Source organism: Peribacillus simplex, assembly GCF_001542915.1.
In the GTDB taxonomy this organism is placed as follows: Bacteria; Bacillota; Bacilli; order Bacillales; family DSM-1321; genus Peribacillus; species Peribacillus simplex_B.
Genome location: NZ_LNNH01000012.1, coordinates 684,605 through 705,156, shown reverse-complemented (window position 1 = coordinate 705,156; position 20,552 = coordinate 684,605). Strand labels below are relative to the sequence as shown.

22 protein-coding genes are annotated in these 20,552 nt (G+C 43.4%); 17 read left to right on the top strand and 5 right to left on the bottom strand.

The genetic code is table 11. From position 1 onward, the window contains the following. Positions 1-34 precede the first annotated feature (34 nt). Complete coding sequence (gene trxA, locus AS888_RS08465; protein WP_061141696.1) at positions 35-349, top strand: thioredoxin; 315 nt, start codon at positions 35-37, stop codon at positions 347-349. 69 nt (positions 350-418) lie between these two features. Beyond that, the gene (locus AS888_RS08460) at positions 419-1,543 is read left to right on the top strand and encodes an NADH-dependent flavin oxidoreductase (RefSeq protein ID WP_061141695.1); all 1,125 of its coding nucleotides are present in this window, start codon (positions 419-421) and stop codon (positions 1,541-1,543) included. A gap of 503 nt (positions 1,544-2,046) precedes the next feature. Here AS888_RS08460 and AS888_RS08455 read toward each other — a convergent pair. The 3 genes from AS888_RS08455 to AS888_RS08445 form a co-directional block, all read right to left on the bottom strand. After that, positions 2,047-2,445 (bottom strand): DoxX family protein, encoded by a 399-nt coding sequence (locus AS888_RS08455; protein ID WP_061141694.1) that lies wholly within the window; start codon positions 2,443-2,445, stop codon positions 2,047-2,049. Between the two features lie 241 nt (positions 2,446-2,686). Next, entirely contained in the window at positions 2,687-3,433 is a 747-nt protein-coding gene (locus AS888_RS08450) for a polysaccharide deacetylase family protein (protein WP_061141846.1), read from the bottom strand. 133 nt (positions 3,434-3,566) lie between these two features. Next, positions 3,567-3,926 carry a DUF4183 domain-containing protein gene (locus AS888_RS08445; RefSeq protein WP_081092350.1) on the bottom strand — a complete coding sequence of 120 codons (360 nt, stop codon included), beginning with the start codon at positions 3,924-3,926 and terminating at the stop codon, positions 3,567-3,569. 152 nt (positions 3,927-4,078) lie between these two features. On the opposite strand from AS888_RS08445, the gene AS888_RS08440 reads away from it, so the two are divergent. Continuing rightward, complete coding sequence (locus AS888_RS08440; RefSeq protein ID WP_311316470.1) at positions 4,079-4,444, top strand: DUF4183 domain-containing protein; 366 nt, start codon at positions 4,079-4,081, stop codon at positions 4,442-4,444. A gap of 188 nt (positions 4,445-4,632) precedes the next feature. Here AS888_RS08440 and AS888_RS24980 read toward each other — a convergent pair whose 3' ends face one another. Beyond that, positions 4,633-4,806, bottom strand: coding sequence for an aspartyl-phosphate phosphatase Spo0E family protein (locus tag AS888_RS24980; protein ID WP_081092349.1), 174 nt, complete (start codon positions 4,804-4,806; stop codon positions 4,633-4,635). Positions 4,807-5,059: 253 nt separating this feature from the next. Between AS888_RS24980 and AS888_RS08435 the strand changes: the two genes are divergently transcribed. The 10 genes from AS888_RS08435 (at position 5,060) to AS888_RS08395 (ending at position 14,176) form a co-directional block, all read left to right on the top strand. Next, complete coding sequence (locus AS888_RS08435; RefSeq protein ID WP_061141692.1) at positions 5,060-5,767, top strand: cytochrome c biogenesis CcdA family protein; 708 nt, start codon at positions 5,060-5,062, stop codon at positions 5,765-5,767. A 209-nt stretch (positions 5,768-5,976) separates the two neighbouring features. Then, positions 5,977-6,336, top strand: coding sequence for a response regulator (locus AS888_RS08430; RefSeq protein WP_061141691.1), 360 nt, complete (start codon positions 5,977-5,979; stop codon positions 6,334-6,336). 114 nt (positions 6,337-6,450) lie between these two features. After that, positions 6,451-6,912 (top strand): CcdC family protein, encoded by a 462-nt coding sequence (locus AS888_RS08425; protein ID WP_061141690.1) that lies wholly within the window; start codon positions 6,451-6,453, stop codon positions 6,910-6,912. Between the two features lie 270 nt (positions 6,913-7,182). Continuing rightward, a complete protein-coding gene (locus AS888_RS08420) occupies positions 7,183-8,238 on the top strand; it encodes a YeeE/YedE family protein (protein WP_185113050.1) in 1,056 nt (351 codons plus the stop codon). 37 nt (positions 8,239-8,275) lie between these two features. Continuing rightward, positions 8,276-8,503 carry a sulfurtransferase TusA family protein gene (locus AS888_RS08415; RefSeq protein ID WP_061141689.1) on the top strand — a complete coding sequence of 76 codons (228 nt, stop codon included), beginning with the start codon at positions 8,276-8,278 and terminating at the stop codon, positions 8,501-8,503. A gap of 125 nt (positions 8,504-8,628) precedes the next feature. After that, positions 8,629-8,934 carry a DUF3219 family protein gene (locus tag AS888_RS08410; RefSeq protein WP_061141688.1) on the top strand — a complete coding sequence of 102 codons (306 nt, stop codon included), beginning with the start codon at positions 8,629-8,631 and terminating at the stop codon, positions 8,932-8,934. 77 nt (positions 8,935-9,011) lie between these two features. Then, positions 9,012-9,440, top strand: coding sequence for a DUF2621 domain-containing protein (locus tag AS888_RS08405; protein ID WP_061141687.1), 429 nt, complete (start codon positions 9,012-9,014; stop codon positions 9,438-9,440). A 59-nt stretch (positions 9,441-9,499) separates the two neighbouring features. Beyond that, positions 9,500-9,640, top strand: a complete 141-nt coding sequence (locus AS888_RS26370; protein WP_221408572.1) for a hypothetical protein — start codon at positions 9,500-9,502, stop codon at positions 9,638-9,640. Positions 9,641-9,902: 262 nt separating this feature from the next. Further along, on the top strand, positions 9,903-11,048 hold the full coding sequence (locus AS888_RS08400) for an exonuclease SbcCD subunit D (protein ID WP_061141686.1): 1,146 nt from the start codon (positions 9,903-9,905) through the stop codon (positions 11,046-11,048). Beyond that, the gene (locus AS888_RS08395) at positions 11,045-14,176 is read left to right on the top strand and encodes an AAA family ATPase (RefSeq protein WP_061141685.1); all 3,132 of its coding nucleotides are present in this window, start codon (positions 11,045-11,047) and stop codon (positions 14,174-14,176) included. Before AS888_RS08400 ends, AS888_RS08395 begins: the two co-directional genes overlap by 4 nt. Positions 14,177-14,248: 72 nt before the next feature. Here the strand turns inward: AS888_RS08395 and AS888_RS08390 are convergent, their stop codons facing one another. Continuing rightward, complete coding sequence (locus AS888_RS08390; protein WP_061141684.1) at positions 14,249-14,656, bottom strand: Hsp20/alpha crystallin family protein; 408 nt, start codon at positions 14,654-14,656, stop codon at positions 14,249-14,251. A 423-nt stretch (positions 14,657-15,079) separates the two neighbouring features. Here AS888_RS08390 and AS888_RS08385 point away from each other — a divergent pair, with 423 nt between their 5' ends. The 4 genes from AS888_RS08385 (at position 15,080) to AS888_RS08370 (ending at position 20,498) form a co-directional block, all read left to right on the top strand. Beyond that, positions 15,080-16,690 (top strand): long-chain-fatty-acid--CoA ligase, encoded by a 1,611-nt coding sequence (locus AS888_RS08385; RefSeq protein WP_061141843.1) that lies wholly within the window; start codon positions 15,080-15,082, stop codon positions 16,688-16,690. A gap of 92 nt (positions 16,691-16,782) precedes the next feature. Continuing rightward, positions 16,783-18,060, top strand: coding sequence for an MFS transporter (locus tag AS888_RS08380; protein WP_061141683.1), 1,278 nt, complete (start codon positions 16,783-16,785; stop codon positions 18,058-18,060). A 56-nt stretch (positions 18,061-18,116) separates the two neighbouring features. Continuing rightward, entirely contained in the window at positions 18,117-19,289 is a 1,173-nt protein-coding gene (locus AS888_RS08375) for a thiolase family protein (protein WP_061141682.1), read from the top strand. Between the two features lie 60 nt (positions 19,290-19,349). Next, complete coding sequence (locus AS888_RS08370; protein WP_061141681.1) at positions 19,350-20,498, top strand: acyl-CoA dehydrogenase family protein; 1,149 nt, start codon at positions 19,350-19,352, stop codon at positions 20,496-20,498. The last annotated feature ends 54 nt before the right edge of the window (positions 20,499-20,552 follow it).

Here is a 20,552-nt window from a genome sequence, read left to right as displayed (position 1 = left end):
TGTTTATAACGGATAAAACGAGGAGGAAATGATCATGGCTATCGAGCATGTTACAGATGGAAATTTTGCTGTTGAAATTAAAGAGGGGTTAGTGCTGGTTGATTTTTGGGCCCCATGGTGCGGCCCGTGTAAAATGATTGCACCAGTCCTAAACGAATTGGACGATGAAATGGGTGAACAGGTTAAAATCGTTAAACTCAATGTTGATGAAAATACAGCGACGACACAACAATACGGGATAATGGGAATACCAGCACTTATTCTTTTCAAAGATGGAGAAAAGGTCGATCAGGCAGTGGGCCTTCAGCCTAAAGAAGCAATTTCGGCGTTAATCGCTAAGCATGCGTGATCATTCAATGACAACCGACCGTTACGTATTCGGTTGTTGGTAACTTACTTATAAATGGAGGACTGTCAAATGAATTCTAAATATACACCATTATTTGAATCATTCAATATAGGGAAAGGGGTGGAAGTGAAAAATCGTCTGGTGATGGCACCGATGACCAATTTCTCTTCGAATCCTGACGGGACCGTATCCGATGAAGAAATAAGCTATTATGAGCGCCGGTCAAGCGGGGTGGGCATGGTGATAACGGCTTGTACGTATGTGACGGCAAATGGCAAAGGATTTCATGGGGAGTTTGGCGGTGATACGGACGAAATGATTCCTAGCCTAAGTCGTTTAGCTTCGGCGATAAAAGCGAAAGGTGCAAAAGCAATCCTCCAGATTTTTCATGGCGGCCGCGAGGTTCCACCGGAATTAGTGCCTAATGGCGATGTTGTAAGCGCAGGTGATATCCCATCAGTTGGCGAAGGGAAAACGGTTCCGCGTCCACTGACCGAAAAGGAAATCGAATCGATCATTCTCGATTTTGGTGAAACCACTCGACGTGCCATAGAAGCTGGATATGATGGTGTCGAAATTCACGGTGCCAATGGTTACCTGATTCAGCAATTCTTTTCCCCGCACTCGAACCGTCGCGAAGACAAGTGGGGAGGATCACTTGAAAGGCGCCTGAGTTTTCCGTTAGCGGTGGTGGATGAAGTCCAAAAAGCCGTGGCAAACCATGCCAAAGCACCGTTCATCGTAGGATATCGCTTTTCACCAGAGGAACCTGAAACACCTGGAATCACGATGGACGATACACTTGCATTGATTGACGGACTTGTGAAAAAAGATCTGGCTTACCTTCATGTTTCATTAATGGATTTCTGGTCAAAAGGAAGAAGGGGAGCAAATGCTAACCGGCCCCGGATGGAAGTCATTAAAGAACGTGTCGGAGATCAAGTTCCTGTCATCGGCGTCGGTTCGATCTACACGGCAGATGATGCGATCAATGCACTGCAATCAGGCGTTCCTCTGCTTGCCTTAGGCCGTGAATTGATCATTGATCCGGAATGGGTACAAAAAGTGGAACAAGGAAGAGAAACGGAAATCGTCACAAAAATAAACAAAGATCATCAACGGCAATTAGAGATTCCTGATCCATTATGGCAGGCCATCATCCATTCCCCAGGGTGGTTTCCAGGGATTGAATAGGCCGACGCCTCCATGGAATATACAATGATAATTGAGTGAAACCGCGGATATGGGACACACATGAAAAAGTGTCCTTTATCCGCGGTTATTTAATGCTGGATATGACTCGTATATAATGGTGTTTAGAAGACCCTTCCTGCATTAGTACCTTCATCTTTCTCTTTGTTCAGAAGAGGATTCCCACAATGACAGTTCCGGCATAATGTTAAGGCTCTTTTCGCAAAGTAGGGAGCGTAAATCAACCACACCGCATTACTAGGTGATTTATAGCAAAATATGCGAAAACAGCCAATTTTAAATAAGAAAAAGGGGCAATGCGGGATGAGGTGATCATGAAAACGCTATATAATCGTAAATAGGAAGGAACAGCGCCTCGAATTTGCAGTTTTACAGGCATTTTTGAATTAAATGATCGTTGTTTGAGAAGTATGACTATGTTTAGTAGCAGAAAAAAACACGGAGTGGATATATCCGACTCCGTGTTTTTCACAATGATACATAGCTTAAAAAAGAATGGAATCAAGTGAGTAAGGACCAGCTCCAGTTAAAGCGACACCAATCGCAACTGCGAGGATGGCAAGATTGTATTCATATCCGTTCTGGGTTGCCCAATAGCCATTTGCTCCGTGAACCTTAACAATCGCAGCAAGCATGGTAGCGGCTATCAATATCCCAGCTAGAGGTGTAAGCAGACCTACAGCGAACAATGCACCGCCAATAAGCTCCGAAATACCCGCAAACAGGGCCATCGTAACTCCCGGCTTCATGCCGATCGAGTCAAACCAGCCTCCAGTTCCTTTTAATCCATGACCGCCAAACCAGCCAAACAATTTTTGCGCGCCATGACCAACGAACGATAGACCAATAACCAATCGTATTAGTAATAAACCTAAACCAATCATTTATGATTCCTCCTAAATTTTTATGTGTTAGTTAGATATCTTTAATCCGAGATAGTGTAGCATAAAAAATATCTCGAATTAAATTATCTTGAATTAAGAATAAATGATTGTATGTGATTTGTCAAATTCATTTATTTTCTACATGCAAAATCGTAACAAGATGGCGATGCTGTCCGTTAGGGAAAAAGCAATCACATCATTTCTTTGCTAGTTACCTAACGGCGAAACATTGCATAAACGCTCATTCGACAGGGAATGTTTGGAAAAAACCGGGAGAGCTTTGACTGGAACGAAATAATAGATCAGATACGGTCACGCACTTATAGCCGTTTTTATATAGATAATCCAAGGTCGGTTCCAGAGCCATTACCGTTTGGGGACGATCGCTCCAATCGTGGAGGAGAATGATGTCACCAGCCCGTAACGAATGTATGATGTGGGAGGATATTTTATTCGGTGCCGGCCGTTTCCAGTCTTGGGGATCTTGATGCCAGGACCATAAAACAACCTTGAATCCTTTTTTTACTGCGGTATTAATGATTATATCGTTATGAAGTCCACCTACAGGCCGGTATAATGTCGGTTTGTATTTGGCAATATCCCAAATCACTTTATCGGTTTTGTCCAATTCGGAAGATAATAATTCAGCTGTCATATTTTTGTCGTAATAGTGATGATACGTATGGTTCGCAATTTCATGTCCTTCTTTGATTTCTCTTTTGAGGATGCCAGGATTGCTTTTCACTTTATTGCCTGAAACAAAGAACGTGGCTTTGGCATTATATTTAGCCAATATATCCAGGATTTGAGGGGTATAGGAAGGGTGTGGACCATCATCAAAAGTGATTGCGACAATTTTTTCATTGGTTTTTCCATCCCAAATAACGTTTCCAGTTTTTTCGTATACCGCTCTGCTGGATGTTAAGGCGTCAATATGGTTCGCTTTACAGAAGAAAAGAAGAAAGAAAACGGAGAAAGTCATCATCATGGTCTTCAAAATAGTCCCCCCTGTACTTGTGTGTATATGAGTTAGTATATGGAGTTCCATTTTATTTAGCCGGTGGTGGGTAAATAAAGCATTAACTTCAATGACATTGAGGTTACAAAGAGATCATTCCCTTTTAGATAATGAACATTTGCAATATGATGGGTGTTCCTTTAATTGGGGCATCTGCGGTATTCAATGTAAGCTTTCCGGTTTCAACGGTGTAATTATCATGAGGTTGCAGGACGCCATTTATGAATAAATTGATATAAGATACTGTTGCTGGATCTGGTATGACCTGTTTTTCAATGTCCGATATCCCATCTTCTTCAACAAAAACCCGTTGGCATCCATTTGCGACGGCATAAAATTCATATGCAACGATACGTTTTGGGATTTTCGTGCGAACTTCCGTGAAAGAGCATGCAGGGAAAAACAACAAAGGTTTAGGGATTTCTTCATCCTCATTGATAAAACGGCAATATTTATTGTCCATTTTCTTAAATTCTCCCCTTTTTCTTATCTCCTATATATTTTATATAAAATACCGATTATCGTGAGGACCATTTTTGGAATTTGTCTATACACTTCCGTCCTTGAAGTCATAGCTTATAGAGAAGAGAGGTGAATATATTGCCGTTAAAGATCATGAAATTAGCCATTGAGGCTACCTCGCTGATTAGTGTAAATCCATTGATCACCCGTTTATTTTATGAGGTGCCTGCAGCATTGGAAGGTCCAACTGAACTGACGATCGATCCTGCAAGCTTTTGGACGGACACTGGCGGTGCGGCTACAGTGCTTCCTGTATTGACTGCTGAAAACAGCTCATTTGAAGTGTTTATTAATGGTGTGCTGCAAATGGAGGATATATCCACATACACTCCAGGTGCTACTGGTGTCGGCAGCCTCGTGCTGACCATTCCTGATGGTTCATCCGTTTTGGCAGGGTCACCTGTCGTTCTTGTCGTGACAAACTACGCACCTACCTCGGATGTCGATATTGTAACGTAAATCCATCTGACCTTCTTTAAGTTAAAATAAGAAAACAGGCAGCGAACGTGCTGCCTGTTTTTATGGAGGAATTTCATCAGGAGAAAGAATGAATAAAGGAGTTCTTCCGGGAAAGGAAGCATATACTGATACTGACAGGAGAGAATACGGCTGGAGATTACCCTGGGTAACATCCACGATACTAACGATTAAAAACCTGCACCGGTTTTATAAAAGAGTTCATCATATTTATTCAGTAATCGATCAAGCTGCTGGCTGTACTCCACGGCAATAGTTGAGTTCAAACCATCTTCAGCGACGACTTTTATCAATTCATTCCGCTTTAATTCGATTTGTTCAAGGAATTCATTCTGTTTAGCCATTATATTTCCTTTCTGGCCCTAGCATTTTATAAGGTACCCTTTAATGTGAGCTGGTTGTAAAATCTGTATGAATATAACAATTATATCGGCTTGGACCAATGAATTCAAATATGTGTTCATCTTATTGATCAAACAGATTTATTTGTTGTGGATCGTAAGTAGCTGTCAATGAATCTTCATAGTCCCATACATGTATTCAGTTATCTTATTTGTTACAATGTTTATAGGTTGATATACATAGGAGTGAATTCAATTGAATGACATAAATATATTTTTGGCCTTTGGCGCAGGTTTTTTAAGTTTTATTTCTCCGTGCTGCCTACCGCTGTATCCAGCCTTTTTGTCTTATATTACGGGTATGAGCGTCGGGGAAATCAAATCGGAGAACGCCATGCTACAAAGAAGGAGTATGCTGCATACTTTATTTTTCCTGCTTGGCTTTTCCTTGGTTTTCATTGCGATCGGTTTCAGTACAACCTATCTAGGATCATTCTTTACCAATTATAAAGAATTAATTCGTCAGATCGGTGCCATTTTGATCATCGTTTTTGGATTATTCATCGTTGGAATTTTTCAGCCGAAATCCTTGATGAAGGATAGCCGATTCGAATTCAAAAACCGTCCGAGCGGCTATATCGGTTCCATATTAATCGGATTGGCCTTTGCAGCTGGCTGGACACCTTGTGCAGGTCCATTATTAGGGGCAGTCATATCATTGGGCGCAACGAACCCTAGTGCCGCCATGAGCTATATGGCTGCTTACATTTTAGGTTTTGCCATACCATTTTTCATATTATCGTTCTTTGTCGGTAAGCTGAAGTGGATCAAAAAGTATAGCCAATCCATTATGAAGATTGGCGGATACCTCATGATTGTAATGGGTGTCATTTTGTTTTTTGATTGGATGACCCAAATCATTGCAGTCCTGTCTAGACTATTCGGTGGCTTTACCGGATTTTAGTCCATAAAAAGCTAGTTTTTCAAAAAAATTCAAACTGATTAAATGTAATTAGGTCTAATTACCCTTAAAAAAATGATTTTATACTTATTAATTGGATGATAATTCTTGATTTTAGGTCTAAAGTTTTATATCCTATACATACTGGATAAATCATTACATTTCTCACGCAGTTTTTTTGAATCTTGTTGTTGGAAATGAGGAGGAAGACCATGGCCCGAATAGTAATTGTTGATGATGCTAAGTTTATGAGAATGACGCTTTCAAATATTTTATCAAAGGCTGGACATGAAGTGATCGGTGAAGGGGAGAACGGCGAAGAGGCGATTGAACTATATCGACACCTTCAACCTGATTTGGTGACTATGGATATAACGATGCCACTCATGAGCGGGTTGGATGCAGTTAAAGAAATCAAAAAGGAATTTCGGGCTGCAAAGGTTATAATGTGCTCGGCAATGGGTCAGCAGAAAATGGTTGTCGAAGCGATAGAAGCTGGAGCAAAGGATTTTATCGTCAAGCCTTTTGACGAGAGCAGGGTAGTGGATGCCATCAATAGGGCGCTTGATTAAGTACACGCTCCTTGTTTATCTTAAATAGGTAATATATACTTTGTTTATTAATTGAAGTCATATATAATTTTTTATGGTACTTACCTATTTTTAGTTAAAAGGGATGGTTAAGAGATGATATATATATCAACGGGTATAGCGATCGTGATGGCTATGGGTGTTTTCATGTTGCGGATGAAGGAAACAAAAAAACCAGTGAACGAAAAGAAGATCATCTTGCCGCCGTTATTCATGAGTACGGGAGCTTTGATGTTTATTTTCCCCATGTTCCGGGTTTCTCGATACGAATTTTTGGAGGCTCTAGTCGCAGGGATGCTATTTTCCATCTTGCTCATCAAAACCTCAAAATTTGAAGTGAGAGATGAAAAGATTTACATTTTGCGCTCAAAAGCGTTCATATTCATCCTTATTGGCCTTATGGTGATTCGGCTCGTCGCGAAAATTATGCTCGGGAGCACCCTTGAAATAGGCGTCTTGAGCGGAATGTTTTTCTTACTCGCTTTTGCTATGATCGTCCCCTGGAGAATTGCGATGCTATATCAATATAAAAAGGTGAAGGCAGCCAGTTTCAGCTGATTTGTTGTGGAATTTCATTGCATGTCCTGCTTTTCACGAATGCCAGTAAAAGAAGTCAAAAAAACCTGAGTCGATCTTCAAAGCGACCCAGGTTTTTTTATTGTTAGGGAGCGTAAAGGGCAAGACGAGGATGTAAATCCCTTACTATCGATGATGGATATGGAATTAATTTGGAAAAACAGCGCGATTTAGAAAATGTAAACCTAGTAATTTCATCTGAATTATATTATATTAATATTATGATAAATTTACTAGAGGAGGAGACGGTTGATGTTACAAATGATTGTGTTAGGGATTATATGTGGGCTAATGCTCGGATTTGTGCTTCAAAGGGGCCGTTTCTGTGTTGTTGGTGCATATCGTGATTTGATTTTAGCTAAAGATGGACGGATGTTTTTAGCTACATTCGTTGTTATAGCGATACAAAGTATGGGTGTTTATGCTTTGAATGGCACAGGGGTCATTCAGTTTGGAAATGATGGATTTCCATGGCTGGGAACAATCGTGGGCGGCTTTATATTCGGTATCGGTATGGTTCTCGCAGGCGGTTGCGCTACCGGTACATGGTACCGGGCTGGAGAAGGAATGATTGGTAGCTGGGTAGCTCTTTTTGGTTATATGCTTGGAGCAGCCATGACGAAGTACGGTGTCTGGAAAGTGGCTGGGGATCATCTGTTATCCTATCGTACAAGCGACACGTACATTCACGAGACATTGAATGTTTCGCCTTGGGTGCTTGTGATCCTCGTAACCGTTTCGGTAGGCATCTTGGTGATACGTGAATTAAGGAAGCCTAAACTGCCAATCTTTCAAATGAAACCGAAGAAAAAGGGGCTGGCTCACCTATTATTCGAAAAACGGTGGCATCCATTTATTACGGCATTGTTGGTTGGCCTGATTGCCATCATTGCCTGGCCGTTAAGTGCGATGACAGGCAGGATGTTTGGTCTCGGAATCACGGCTCCTTCCGCGAACATCCTGACTTTCCTTATTACCGGGGATGATGCGTTAATCGATTGGGGGACGTTTTTAGTATTGGGAATTTTCCTCGGGGCTTTCATAGCGGCAAAAGGAAGCGGGGAATTCCGTTGGCGCCTGCCAGATATGAAAACATTACGTAATAATGCTTTTGGCGGTGTAATCATGGGATTCGGGGCGAGTGTCGCAGGAGGATGTACAATCGGGAATGGCTTGGTGAATTCTGCATTATTTGCCTGGCAAGGCTGGATTGCGATTATCTTCTTCCTTCTAGGTACATGGGTGGCTACTTATTTCACGATTATCCGTAAGCAAAAGCAGAAGGTTGGTTCTTCCAAAGCTGCTTAAGAATTCAGCAAAAATACGAACAAGGAGTGGATTTCACTTGGCAAAAGTACTGGAGACGACAGGGATGGTTTGTCCGTTCCCGTTAGTGGAAGCAAAAGAAGCAATTGTGGATATGGCAATGGGAGAGGAATTGATCATTAATTTCGATTGCACCCAAGCAACCGAAAGCATTCCGCGCTGGGCTGCCACTGAAGGTCATGAAATTACGGAGTTCGAACAGATCGATGATGCTAAATGGCGCATCATCGTCAAAAAGGGAAATTGATCAATAAAAAAAACGTGCGGGGAATTCCTTTGCACGTTTTTTTATTTTTTCAAGACTGAATCGTTGGCTAGGGCAGTTTCAAGTGATAACATGATTGAAAGAACATTTAAGGAGATGTGGATAATATGGTGGATGAGGTCATTTTAAATGATGTTCGGCTGATTGTTACTGATTTTCTTGCTGACACTGTAGAAGGATCTGAAGGTGGAGAAATCAGAAAAGTCAGTTTTAATTTCAAGGTAACGAATGAGGAATACCATGATATCACAACACTGCTTTATCAAATGATATTCGATATAAAGATTCCGCAGCTGAACGAGGAGTTTCGAGCGGAAATTCATAATTATGCTACTTCCGTTACAAATCTCTATGAAGAAAATGCAGTCGGGGATTTTTCATTGGTTCTACTGGAAGTGAACGAGCCGGAATGATTACTTTGCCAGTCTTGTAAAGATATGGGTTACTGTCTATAATGATAGTGACGATTCTATACATATGGGGTGATACTTTGCTTAGTGGCTGGTTTTTATGGTTTATTCTATTTTGGGTAGTCCTTTTAATCATATTGATGAGCATTGGCGGCTTTTTCATGTTTCGAAAGTTCCTGAAAAGATTTCCTAAAGAAGACGGAAAGTCGGATATGGATTGGGAAGAATACTATTTGGATCAAACCAAGCACTTATGGACAAAACAGCAAAAGGATTTGCTTGAAGATTTAGTGAGCCCTGTACCGGAACTTTTTCGGGATGTTGCCCGGCATAAGATTGCCGGGAAAATCGGTGAATTGGCCATCAAGGAAAAAGCGGGGGATATTACCGAGGACCTGGTGATCCGAGGATATATCATCGCGACACCAAAGCGTGATCACAAGTTCTTACAAAAAAAATTGGCTGAACGAGAAGTGAATATGAGTCCATATGAACATTTATTCAGTTAAGGTGAATAAGGACCGGCTGCAGGCAAACCCGATCGTATGGGAGTTTGTCTGCCGTTTTTTTGTTTTGCCTAGTATTCTCCATCAGCCTGACTGCCAACAGTGAAATGGACGATAACGGAGAGTGGACTGGTGCGAAAGGTGAAAGACCCGCTTTCGAATACAGTCCAAGGGAGACCCCGCAGGCCATGCACTTCACATAGAGCCAAGGAGGCTCACGGGACCTCCCGCAGAAAGCTAAGTGCCCGCAGTGAAAAGGAGCGTTTCTCCACCAAGCCTCCCTACCTGCTACCAATTCAATAAAAATTCAAGAGGGTTTCGGAATGGATAATTCCGAAGCCCTTCTTTCATCTGTACAGCAGATTCGAAAGAATGGTAAAAGTTAGAACGTTTGTGCCCAATCCATGCTATTCTATGAATTTTTGCTATAATAATAGTAAGTAAAAATGAGGACGGAGTGAAATTATGAAATTTATCCATACCGCTGATTGGCATTTAGGGAAAATTGTTCACGGTGTACATATGACTGAGGATCAAAGGTATGCACTGCTGCAATTCATAAATATAGTCGAGGAGGAAAAACCGGATGCGGTCGTGATTGCCGGGGACTTATATGATCGTTCGGTCCCGCCGATTGAAGCAGTGGAGCTTCTTGATGAAATCCTTTATACGATCAATGTGAAAATGAACATTCCGATCGTTGCCATATCAGGAAACCATGATTCGGCACAACGGCTTTCCTTCGGTTCATCATGGTATCGCCATAGCCAGTTATACATTCAGGGGAAATTGACAAAAACATGTGAGCCGGTCCGCATCAAGGGAGTGAATTTTTATTGCGTCCCGTATGCTGAACCAGGGACAATCCGCCATCTTTTTGAAGATGATAGCATCCATTCCCATCAAGACGCCATGAAGCGGATAACCGGCAAGATCGCGGAGAACCTCAATCAGGATGAACCGAATGTCTTTGTCGGACATGCGTTTGTTTTAGGCGGCAAAACGAGTGATTCGGAGCGTGTTTTGTCAGTAGGTGGTTCAGGCTGCGTTACCTCGGACCTATTCGATGCTTTCGATTATACGGCACTTGGTCATCTGCATAGTCCGGATGCCATTCGTCACCCTAAAGTGTTTTACTCCGGATCGTTGCTGAAATATTCATTCTCTGAGGCCAAGCAAAAAAAATCGCTTTCCGTCGTCGATATGAAAGAGGATGGGAGCTTTGAACTAAGCTATCGATCCTTGGCACCTAAGCTTGATATGAGGGAAATAGCAGGAACGATGGAAGAACTGCTCGATCCTGCCTTTTATCGATTGCAAAAACAGGATGACTACTTGAAAATAACCTTGAATGATGAGGGCTCGCTCATCGATCCGATCAATCGCTTACGCCAAATATACCCGAATGTACTTCACCTCGAGCGAAAATGGGATTTGACCGATCTGAGAAGAAAAAAAGCCTTCTCCTCGATCAAGGATGAGCAGAAATCGGAACTGGATCTGTTTGAATCGTTTTACCAAGAAATGACGGATCGCCAATTTGATTCGCAGAAACAAGATTTGATGGTGTCGGTAATCGAAGCCGTTAAGAAAGAGGAGGCCTTGAAATGAGACCACATATTTTAACGATGCAGGCATTCGGTCCTTATGCAGGAAGGGAAATCATTGACTTCAATTCCCTTGGGGAGCGGACGATGTTTGTCATTTCTGGTAAGACAGGTGCAGGAAAAACAACCATATTTGATGGGATTAGCTTTGCGATATATGGAAAGGCAAGCGGAGAGGACCGCAGCGGTCAAGATTTGCGGAGCCAGTTTGCCGAAGATGATATGTTGACGGAAGTCTCGCTGCAATTCACCTTGCGCGGAAAAACCTATTTAGTGATCCGGTCACCACAGCAGGAACGGAAGAAAAAGGCTGGCGAAGGAACGACAACAGTAGGAGCGAAAGCCGAATTATATGAAATATTGGCTGATGGAAACAAATTGCTAGGAGCGAATGTTCGTGAGGTTGAAGACAAAATCAAATCACTCATTGGGCTTGATGCCAATCAGTTTAGGCAAATCCTGATGATTCCGCAGAATGAATTCCGTAAACTGCTAACTTCCGATAGCAAGGATAAGGAACAGATTCTTCAGAAGTTATTTCATACAGAACTTTATAAACGTATAGAAGAAAAATTAAAAGAAGAAGCATCCGTCCTTAAGCGGAAAAGTGAAAAAAGCGCGCAGCGGCGAATCGAATTGATGAAGGGGATCAAAGCTGGCAATCATGAAGAATTGCAGGAGCGACTGCAAGCTGAAGAGCCTAACGAACAGCAGGTCCTTCCCCTTTTACAGGATGTCATATCGGCCGCCAGTGAAACAGGCAAACAGCTCAAGGAACAAATCGAGGAAAAGCAGAAGGCTCGTGATCAAGTGAATCAAGAGCTTTCTAAAGCGGCTGATTTGCTGAATCGGTTCTCGGATAAAGAGAAACTGCGAAATGAGAAGGCGGACCTTGAATCGAGGCAGCCGGAAATGGAAGTAGTGAAGCAGCGAATCAAAATGGCACAAAAAGCGGCATCGCTTGAAAAGCAGGAACGATATTATTTGCGCATTGGCAAGCAAGTGCAAGATGCGAACGAGGAACTGCAAAAGCTAGGCGAGCAAGCGGAGAAGCTGCAAGCGGACCGTAAGGAGAAGCAGGATACCTTTGATAGGGAATTGCTGAAGGAAAAGGAAAGGGAGCAGGCCTTACGAAATGTGCATCAGCTAGAGCAGCTAAAAGGGGCTGTCATGAGTTTTGCCAGTTTGACAGCCCAAGTTACTTTGGATGAAAAAGAGTGGCGGAATAGTAAAGAGCTTCGTGAGAAAAATGTGGCCCAGTATCAGCAAGTCGAAAACGACGCAGAGAAGGCGGCGGTTGAAAAAAGCGAAGCCGAAAAAGCGGCGGTCCTTCATCGGGAGCAGGAAATGGAAGCAGAAAAACTGAATCGATCATTAATGAAAATGAAAAAACTTCAAGAATCCTTCTCCGAGATACAATATATGAAGCAGGATATGGATGATAAGAATAAACGGTTCCAGGAGAGTCAAAGAATGCAAGTTTCGGAGCAGGAGAAACTGGAGGCACTCAATCATAAGTGGCGTTCAGGTCAAGCTGGCAAGCTTGCTTCATTATTGCACTCTGGGGAGAATTGTCCTGTGTGCGGCTCGGAAAGTCATCCAAAACCAGCACGGATGCATGAGGACATGCCGACGGATTTGGAACTGAAAGAGCAAGATAACAAGCTGAAAATGGCAGAGCAGCAAAAAAGCCAAGCGGAAAGCGAATATTACCGGGCCCAATCCAAATATGATGCCCTGGCCGCCTCTTCTCAGGAAAAATTGCGGGACCTGCAAGCTGATATGCCCCAATTCAATCCGGAAGATATCGAATTGCATTTGAAGCAATTCACGGAAAAAGGCGAAACGCTCCATGCGCAATTGATGGAAACGATGCGGAAAAAAGCGGCAGTTACTGAATTGGAAAGAGTGATGCTGGCATTAAAAGAGAAGGCAGCCAAGCTTAAAGAGAATTTGATCGCCTTGGAAAGAAACGAAGACCAAGGTAAAACCAGATATATTGAAAGCTCCACGAAATTAGCGGGCTTAACGGATTCCCTCCCAGAAGGAATCCGGACTGCGGACGAATATGCTGCAGCTTATCAAATTGCCGTGAAAACACAGAAACAATTACAAACTGCCTTGGAAGATGCACAGAAAAACCTTCAAATGGTGAAGGAAAAAGAATCGGTCATCCAGGCAAAGAAAGAGTCCAGAAGCGGAAATATCGAGGCATTAAACGATGAATTGAAAGCGGAACGGGAAAAGTTCATTGCAGATATGACCCATCAAGGTTTTTCCAACTATAAAGAATATACCGCAGCGAAAAAATCGGAAGCGGCTCTCGGAAACTTGGAAGAGCAAATCCAGCAGTATAATCAAAATTGGCAAAGTGTTTTAAGTTTATTCCATGATCTGGAGATGAAATTAAAAGATGTCGTCAAACCGGATATGGAAGGATTGCAGAAGACCTTTGAATTCATAAATGAAGAATTGGAGTCCATGCGCCAAAGTCTAAACCAATTACTTTCGGAAAAACAGACGAATGAAGAAATCGAGAGTAAATTGGCACAAATCAGGGAAGATCAGAAAAGCCTCGATGAAAGGTACAGTATCGTCGGCCATCTATCAGAAATTTCCAAAGGCCAAAACTCCTTCCGAATTACGTTTGAACGGTATGTATTGGCAGCCTTTTTAGATGACATCTTAAAAGAAGCCAATTCAAGATTGCTGAAAATGACCAGCGGCCGTTACCAGCTGCTGCGAAAACTGGATCCAACACGCAGAAACATCCAAAGCGGGCTGGAATTATCCGTCTATGACCAATATACAGGACAGGAAAGGCATGTCAAAACCCTTTCGGGAGGAGAGAGCTTCAAGGCGTCACTTGCTCTCGCTTTAGGTCTTGCGGATATCGTCCAGCAGAATGCGGGTGGAATATCGCTCGAGACGATGTTCATCGATGAAGGGTTCGGTACGCTCGATCCTGAATCACTGGAGCAGGCGATTGAAGCGTTGATGGAGATACAAAGCACGGGAAGGTTAGTCGGTATCATATCGCATGTACCGGAATTGAAGGAAAGGATCGATGCCCAGCTCCAAGTCATTTCGACGCAAAAGGGAAGCCGGACGGCCTTTCACTTTGCTGGATAATTCAAGTGAAAAAGAATGGCCTGGGAGCAAAGATGCTCTCAAGACCATTCTTTTTTTGTTATGATGAACGAACTACTCAATATTAATATCCTCTGCTTTTTTTCCGGGGGAAAACTTATGGATGCGAATCACCAAAATGGGATTCGAGAATTCAGCGGTAATCCTGCGTGTGCAAATCGAAAAGGGGAAGGGAATATTTCTCTGTGTGGGAATGGTATCCGCTTTATTATCAATAAAAGGCTTATGAGCTTCGTCAACGATGATCGATAGCTCATTATCGCTCAGGCACACCTTAATATCCTCGACATCATGATTTTCCAAAACCGCCTCCACCATATACTCATCGTCACTTTCGTATATATCAATTGAAAAAAGCTGATGATCCAACGCACAAGTTTCCGGATCCAGAAAAAACTTTTTCACCCATTCATCAAACTTTTCAACTTCATTCTTTTGCGATCCATGTTGATAGTCTTGCATTATTGATACCCCCGGTTTTCCTTTGTTTGTATTATATGTCCGAAGGATGAAGAATGGTGAATGGAAAAGTGAAAATGTTTACATGAAAAATCAATCAATTCATTGCCGCTGTATTCATGAGAAGGAATGATGATTGCAAGAAAATTTGAACGTTAAAGAGTGATAAATCAGACGCTTTATGTTTAAAAAAGGATAATAAGTAGCAGATATTTTCCCTGTTATCGATAATTCAATAATGAATTATTTAATTATTGATGAATCCCTTGCAGTGAGGCATTTAAAAGGATCCAAATTCAATAATGAATTAATGCTTTAGCAGTTTATGCTACAAATGCCCGGCTCTGACTTGGCATGTAAGTTGCATGATAAATACGTATTAAACAGGCACGACAGGAGATTCGTTTATATCTGGAGGGATGAATGGTGCGTAAAACGATAGATCGACCGTGGGAGCAATGGTATGTGGGAAGGATGAAAACTATGAAGCTACCGGAAATATCCGTCTATTCCTTGCTTGATAGGGCAGCAAGAAAGTTTCCTCACCATACAGCCATCATTTATGAAGATCAAACGCTGGATTACCTCAATCTTAAAATGCAGGTCGACAAGCTTGCGGGAAAATGGAGGGAAATGGGTCTTGCAAAAGGAGAGCGAATTGGCCTGATGATGGCCAACCATCCTTATTTCATCATCAGCTATTATGCCGCCCAGGCGCTTGGCCTGATCGTCGTGCAGACGAATCCCATGTATAAACCAAGGGAACTATTGCAAATCCTGCTTGACTCTGGAGCTAAATATATTGTATTCGATGAAACCGCAGCCAGTACAGTCGAGGAAACGAAAGCGATATATGAGTTTGCCGTCTGCATGAAGACGGAAGGTGATCAAGATGGGACATATTCGCTTCAATCCATGATTCAATCCGGGGAGGCCATTCAAGCGGCGGAAAGCATCAGCCCATTTGAAGATATTGCGGTCATTCAATATACAGGGGGGACCACAGGGAAGATGAAGGGAGTCATGCTGACCCACCATAATTTGACTTCCAACGTCATCCAAAGCTATGAAATGTATGGGGATTCGATGATACCAGGAAAAGAGATCGTTTTGGCCGCTACACCGCTCTATCATGTTTATGCCATGACAAGTGCGATGAATCTCGGAATCTATCTAGGGGCCGCCATTCTATTATTTCCGAAATTCGATCTCCCGCATGTTCTGGCAAACATTAAAAAATATCGTCCAACCTTTTTTCCAGGAGTACCTAAGATGTATAATGCGTTCGTCAACCATCCTGAAATCGAAACATATGGACTGGATTGTTTAAAAAGCTGCTCTTGCGGCTCTGCGCCCCTTCCTATTGAAGTGATTAAGCGGTTCGAGATGCTGACCGGCGCCCAAATAGGAGAGGGGTTCGGTTTATCGGAAGCATCGCCCTCGACCCACCGTAATCCTCCTTTTGGTAAAAGGAAGGTGGGAAGCATCGGCATTCCATTTCCAGGTACGGATTGCATGATCATTGACGATGATAATAATGAAGTTCCCAACACAAGTGTCGGTGAATTGCTCATAAAAGGACCGCAAATCATGAAGGGATACTGGAATAACGAGGCCGAAACAAAAAAAGCACTACAGAATGGATGGCTTTACACCGGCGACCTTGCCGTCATGGATGATGAAGGATATTTCTATATAGTCGGCAGGAAAAAGGAAATGATCATCGTGGGCGGATTCAACATTTACCCGCAAGAGGTGGAAGGGGTACTGTATGAACATCCAGCGATTAAGGAAGCTGCTGTGGTGGGCATCCCCCATAAAGAAAAAGGCGAAGTCGTAAAAGCGTTCATCGTCCCTAAAGAAAGCGCTTCCATCGACCTTGAAGAGGTAGAAGGATATTGCTATTCCCAACTTACTCCATACAAGGTGCCGAAAGTGTTTGAAGTAAGAAATGAATTGCCGCGCAACACAGTCGGTAAGCTATTGAAAAGATTATTAGTAAAAGAAGAGCTTGAAAGGGAGGGGAGAAACGATTGAGGGACGAGGTGGATGCTATATACATTTCAACTCCATCCATTCGCGTGGGGCATGCGGATTTTTGAAGGTAGATATAAAAAGGAGGGTCTGTTATGCGTTGGGTTGTTCTCATTCTATTATTCTTTGGTGCCGTCATTAATTTTGCGGATAAATCGATTGTAGGACTTGCAGCTGTTCCCATCATGAAGGAATTCGATCTTTCTTATGCGGAGTGGGGCCTTGTTGGCAGCAGTTATTATTGGCTCTATCCCGTAACGGGGATTTTTGGAGCAGCATGGGCTGATCGACTTGGGGCCAAAAAAGTGCTTGGATTCATCATGTTGACCTGGACTGTGCTGCAATTCGGCGTATTGGCCATCGCCGCGCTGCCATTTCTCATTCTTTACAGGATTTTATTGGGCGCATTCGAAGGGCCTTACAGTCCAATTGCATACAGCCATGCCGATAAGTGGTTTCCCCCGAAGCTAAAAGGCTTTGCCAATTCAGTGGTTGTCGGCGGGGGAACGGTCGGTGCGATGATCGTGGCGCCCATCCTTGTTTCCTTAATCACGATATTCGGATGGAAGGCTGCCTTTGCTGCACTTGGTGCAGCAAGCTTTGTTTGGTTCTTCCTTTTTCAATTTTTAACAAAGGAAAACCCAGTCGAAGTCCATGAGCAGGTGCAAAAGAAACAGAAAGCAAAGCTGGAAAAAATCAAATGGAAGGACTTCTTGGCGCTACTGGCATCACCTACGGCTTTATTCACCACTCTCGCCTATTTTTCCACTTATATTTTAGTCGTTTGGTTTTCGGTTTGGCTCCCGATTTATTTAGTGGAAGCCGTAAAAATGACTCCAGGCCAAATGGGATCAAGCGTAGCAATAATCGGAGTCGTTTCCGTATGCATTTATATGGGGGTTTCGATGATTTCCGATCATTTATTCAAGAAGAATCAAAACTGGCGATCGTCAAGGGTGTACGTCGTTGCGGGATCGATGATTCTGGGGGCCTTGTTTTTTTCCTCCATCATGGTTTTTCAAAATCCAATCTGGGTGATAGGCGCCATGTGTTTAGCGAAAGGACTGACATATGCGATTTTGCCGATCGGGCCAACGATCATGATCAATGAAATGCAAGAGCGGGGTGGGTTGATGACGAGCATCCTGACCTCATCAGGTAACATAGCAGGCATCATTGCCCCTCTTGTAACAGGGTATATCATAAGTTTGGCTGGAGGTAACCAACTATTGGGCTATAATCTATCGATTTTGTTCATGGCGGCTCTTGTCTTGGTCTTTGGCATCTTATTTGCCATATTCGTAAAACCTGTCAAGTCAATCAGGGATCAAACAAATAAACAAACTGGGGACATGGACCTTAAGTCCTCATAAGCAACGGGAAAATCCATAAGTTCAGGTGTGAGATAAAAAAAGGGAGTGGATGAAAAATGAAGAGAGATGCGGTCATTGTATCAGCAGTACGTACAGCAATTGGAAAACAGGGCGGTGCACTTGCTTCGGTCCCGGCTCATGTATTTGGGGCGGAAGTGATGAAGGAAGCGATAAACCGGGCGAAGGTAAATCCCGAAATGATTGATGATGTCATCATGGGGAATGTTTTGAGCGGTGGCGGCAACATAGCCAGATTGACAGCATTGGAAACAGGTCTTTCGATACAGCTTCCTGGTTTGACGGTTGACCGTCAGTGCGGTTCCGGAATCAACGCGGTCAATTTAGCGGCACAAGCGATTTCTGCCAGTGAAGGGGAGATCTATATCGCCGGTGGCGTGGAGAGCATGAGCAGGGCCCCTTACTTGATGGATCGTCCGGAAAAAGCATATAACGCAAAGCCTCCGCAGTTCAGGAAGTCGCAGTTGTCCCCGAAAGAAATTGGCGATCCGCCAATGGGAATCACTGCTGAAAACTTAGCTCGAAAATATGAGGTCAGCAGGGAAGAACAAGATGAATTTGCTCTCCAAAGTCAAAAAAAGATGGCCAAAGCCATGGAAGAGGGCCGTTTTGATGAACAAATCATGCCAATGAGCATACCAGGCAGAAAGGGTGAAACACGCGAATTTAAGGTGGATGAACATCCTCGCCCGCAAATAACGAAAGAAGGGCTAGCCAACTTATCACCAGCTTTTTTGGCAGGTGGGTCCGTGACGGCAGGCAATAGTTCAGGATTGAATGATGCTGCTTCTGCATTGGTCATCATGTCGAGGGAAAAAGCGGAAGAGTGGGGGATCAAGCCTCTAGCGACGATCAAAGCACAGGCTGTTGCCGGTGTCGATCCAAATTATATGGGCATCGGACCTGTTCCCGCGATTAAAAAAGTAATGGAAAAATCGAAGCTCACCCTGGCTGACATGGACATCATTGAAATCAATGAAGCCTTTGCGGCACAAGTGATTGCCTGCAATAGGGAGCTTAATATGGATGCAGCCAAAATCAATGTGAATGGGGGAGCCATCGCCCACGGACACCCGCTTGGTGCGACTGGGGCCATTCTCATGACAAAGGCGGTTTACGAATTAAAGCGCATATCAGGAAGGTTCGCTCTTATAACGGCATGCATTGGTGGCGGTCAGGGAATTGCAACGATCATTGAGCGTGAAGCCTGATTTGGAATAAGGTGGGAAACAAAACGTAATTCCAGGAAAAAATCAAAGGAGGAAATAATCATGACAATCACGTTAACCAAGGAAATGCAGCAGATGAAGGACATGATCGGTCATTTCGTTGAAAGGGAAGTGGAGCCATTCGCGATTCAAATTGAAGAAGAAGATGCCATTCCCGAGCATTTAGTGGAACAAGCAAAAAACCTTGGTTTATTCGGAATCAGCATTCCCGAACAATACGGCGGAATTGGCTTGAATACAGTGGGCAAGGCTACCGTTTTGGAGCAGTTAGGCAGGACGCATAATGGCTTTGTTTCATTGATCAGCGCTCATACCGGGATAGGCAGTACGGGGCTGGTCAAGCTTGCATCCGAACATTTGAAAGAGAAATACTTGCCTGATATGGCAGCAGGCACAAAGATAGCAGCCTTTGCATTATCTGAGCCCGGAGCAGGTTCGGATGCCACCAATTTGGCTACATGCGCAGAAAAGAAGGGCGATTGCTGGGTGATGAACGGCACGAAGCATTTCATCACCAACGGGCCAATAGCCGATGTTTTTACCGTATTCGCCTTAACGGATAAGAGTAAAGGGGCCAAAGGCGGAATTACAGCTTTTTTAGTAGAAAGAGATTTTCCTGGATTGACTGTCGGCAAAAAGGACAAAAAAATGGGGCTGAGAGGATCGTATACCTCACAAGTCATATTCGAGGATTGTATCATACCTGAAGAAAATGTTATCGGTGAGGTTGGAATGGGATATATTTCAGCACTGACCATTTTGGGCGAGGGCCGTGTCGGCTTGGCGGCTAGGGCAGTGGGTTCATGCGGGAAGTTGATAGAATTATCGGCTAAGTATGCAAAGGAGCGCATTCAATTCGGCAAACCGATTGCCGATAACCAGGCGATTCAATGGATGCTGGCTGATATGGCGACGGAAACGGAAGCGGCAAGGGCCTTGACGATGATGGCGGCGCAAAAAATCGATGAAGGGAAAAAGGTGATCAAGGAAGCATCGATGGCAAAGCTATTCGCTTCTGACGTGTTCAACCGGGTGGCGGATAAAGCGGTCCAAATTCATGGCGGGATGGGCTATATGGCGGAATATCCAGTTGAACGTTTTTACCGTGATGCCCGCATTACGAAAATATATGAAGGAACGAATGAAATTCAACGTTTGATCATTGCAAGGAATGTGTTGGAAGAGTGCTGACCGCGCTTAAGCATTGATGAGCGGAATGCCGATGCATGAAATGGCGTGAAGGCA

Bases quoted from the DNA above. Each gene is read 5' to 3' on its own strand.
- trxA (WP_061141696.1), top strand. From the start codon at position 35: ATGGCTATCGAGCATGTTACAGATGGAAATTTTGCTGTTGAAATTAAA.
- AS888_RS08460 (WP_061141695.1), top strand. From the start codon at position 419: ATGAATTCTAAATATACACCATTATTTGAATCATTCAATATAGGGAAA.
- AS888_RS08455 (WP_061141694.1), bottom strand. From the start codon at position 2,445: ATGATTGGTTTAGGTTTATTACTAATACGATTGGTTATTGGTCTATCG.
- AS888_RS08450 (WP_061141846.1), bottom strand. From the start codon at position 3,433: ATGATGATGACTTTCTCCGTTTTCTTTCTTCTTTTCTTCTGTAAAGCG.
- AS888_RS08445 (WP_081092350.1), bottom strand. From the start codon at position 3,926: ATGGACAATAAATATTGCCGTTTTATCAATGAGGATGAAGAAATCCCT.
- AS888_RS08440 (WP_311316470.1), top strand. From the start codon at position 4,079: ATGAAATTAGCCATTGAGGCTACCTCGCTGATTAGTGTAAATCCATTG.
- AS888_RS24980 (WP_081092349.1), bottom strand. From the start codon at position 4,806: ATGGCTAAACAGAATGAATTCCTTGAACAAATCGAATTAAAGCGGAAT.
- AS888_RS08430 (WP_061141691.1), top strand. From the start codon at position 5,977: ATGGCCCGAATAGTAATTGTTGATGATGCTAAGTTTATGAGAATGACG.
- AS888_RS08425 (WP_061141690.1), top strand. From the start codon at position 6,451: ATGATATATATATCAACGGGTATAGCGATCGTGATGGCTATGGGTGTT.
- AS888_RS08420 (WP_185113050.1), top strand. From the start codon at position 7,183: ATGTTACAAATGATTGTGTTAGGGATTATATGTGGGCTAATGCTCGGA.
- AS888_RS08410 (WP_061141688.1), top strand. From the start codon at position 8,629: ATGGTGGATGAGGTCATTTTAAATGATGTTCGGCTGATTGTTACTGAT.
- AS888_RS08400 (WP_061141686.1), top strand. From the start codon at position 9,903: ATGAAATTTATCCATACCGCTGATTGGCATTTAGGGAAAATTGTTCAC.
- AS888_RS08395 (WP_061141685.1), top strand. From the start codon at position 11,045: ATGAGACCACATATTTTAACGATGCAGGCATTCGGTCCTTATGCAGGA.
- AS888_RS08390 (WP_061141684.1), bottom strand. From the start codon at position 14,656: ATGCAAGACTATCAACATGGATCGCAAAAGAATGAAGTTGAAAAGTTT.
- AS888_RS08380 (WP_061141683.1), top strand. From the start codon at position 16,783: ATGCGTTGGGTTGTTCTCATTCTATTATTCTTTGGTGCCGTCATTAAT.
- AS888_RS08375 (WP_061141682.1), top strand. From the start codon at position 18,117: ATGAAGAGAGATGCGGTCATTGTATCAGCAGTACGTACAGCAATTGGA.
- AS888_RS08370 (WP_061141681.1), top strand. From the start codon at position 19,350: ATGACAATCACGTTAACCAAGGAAATGCAGCAGATGAAGGACATGATC.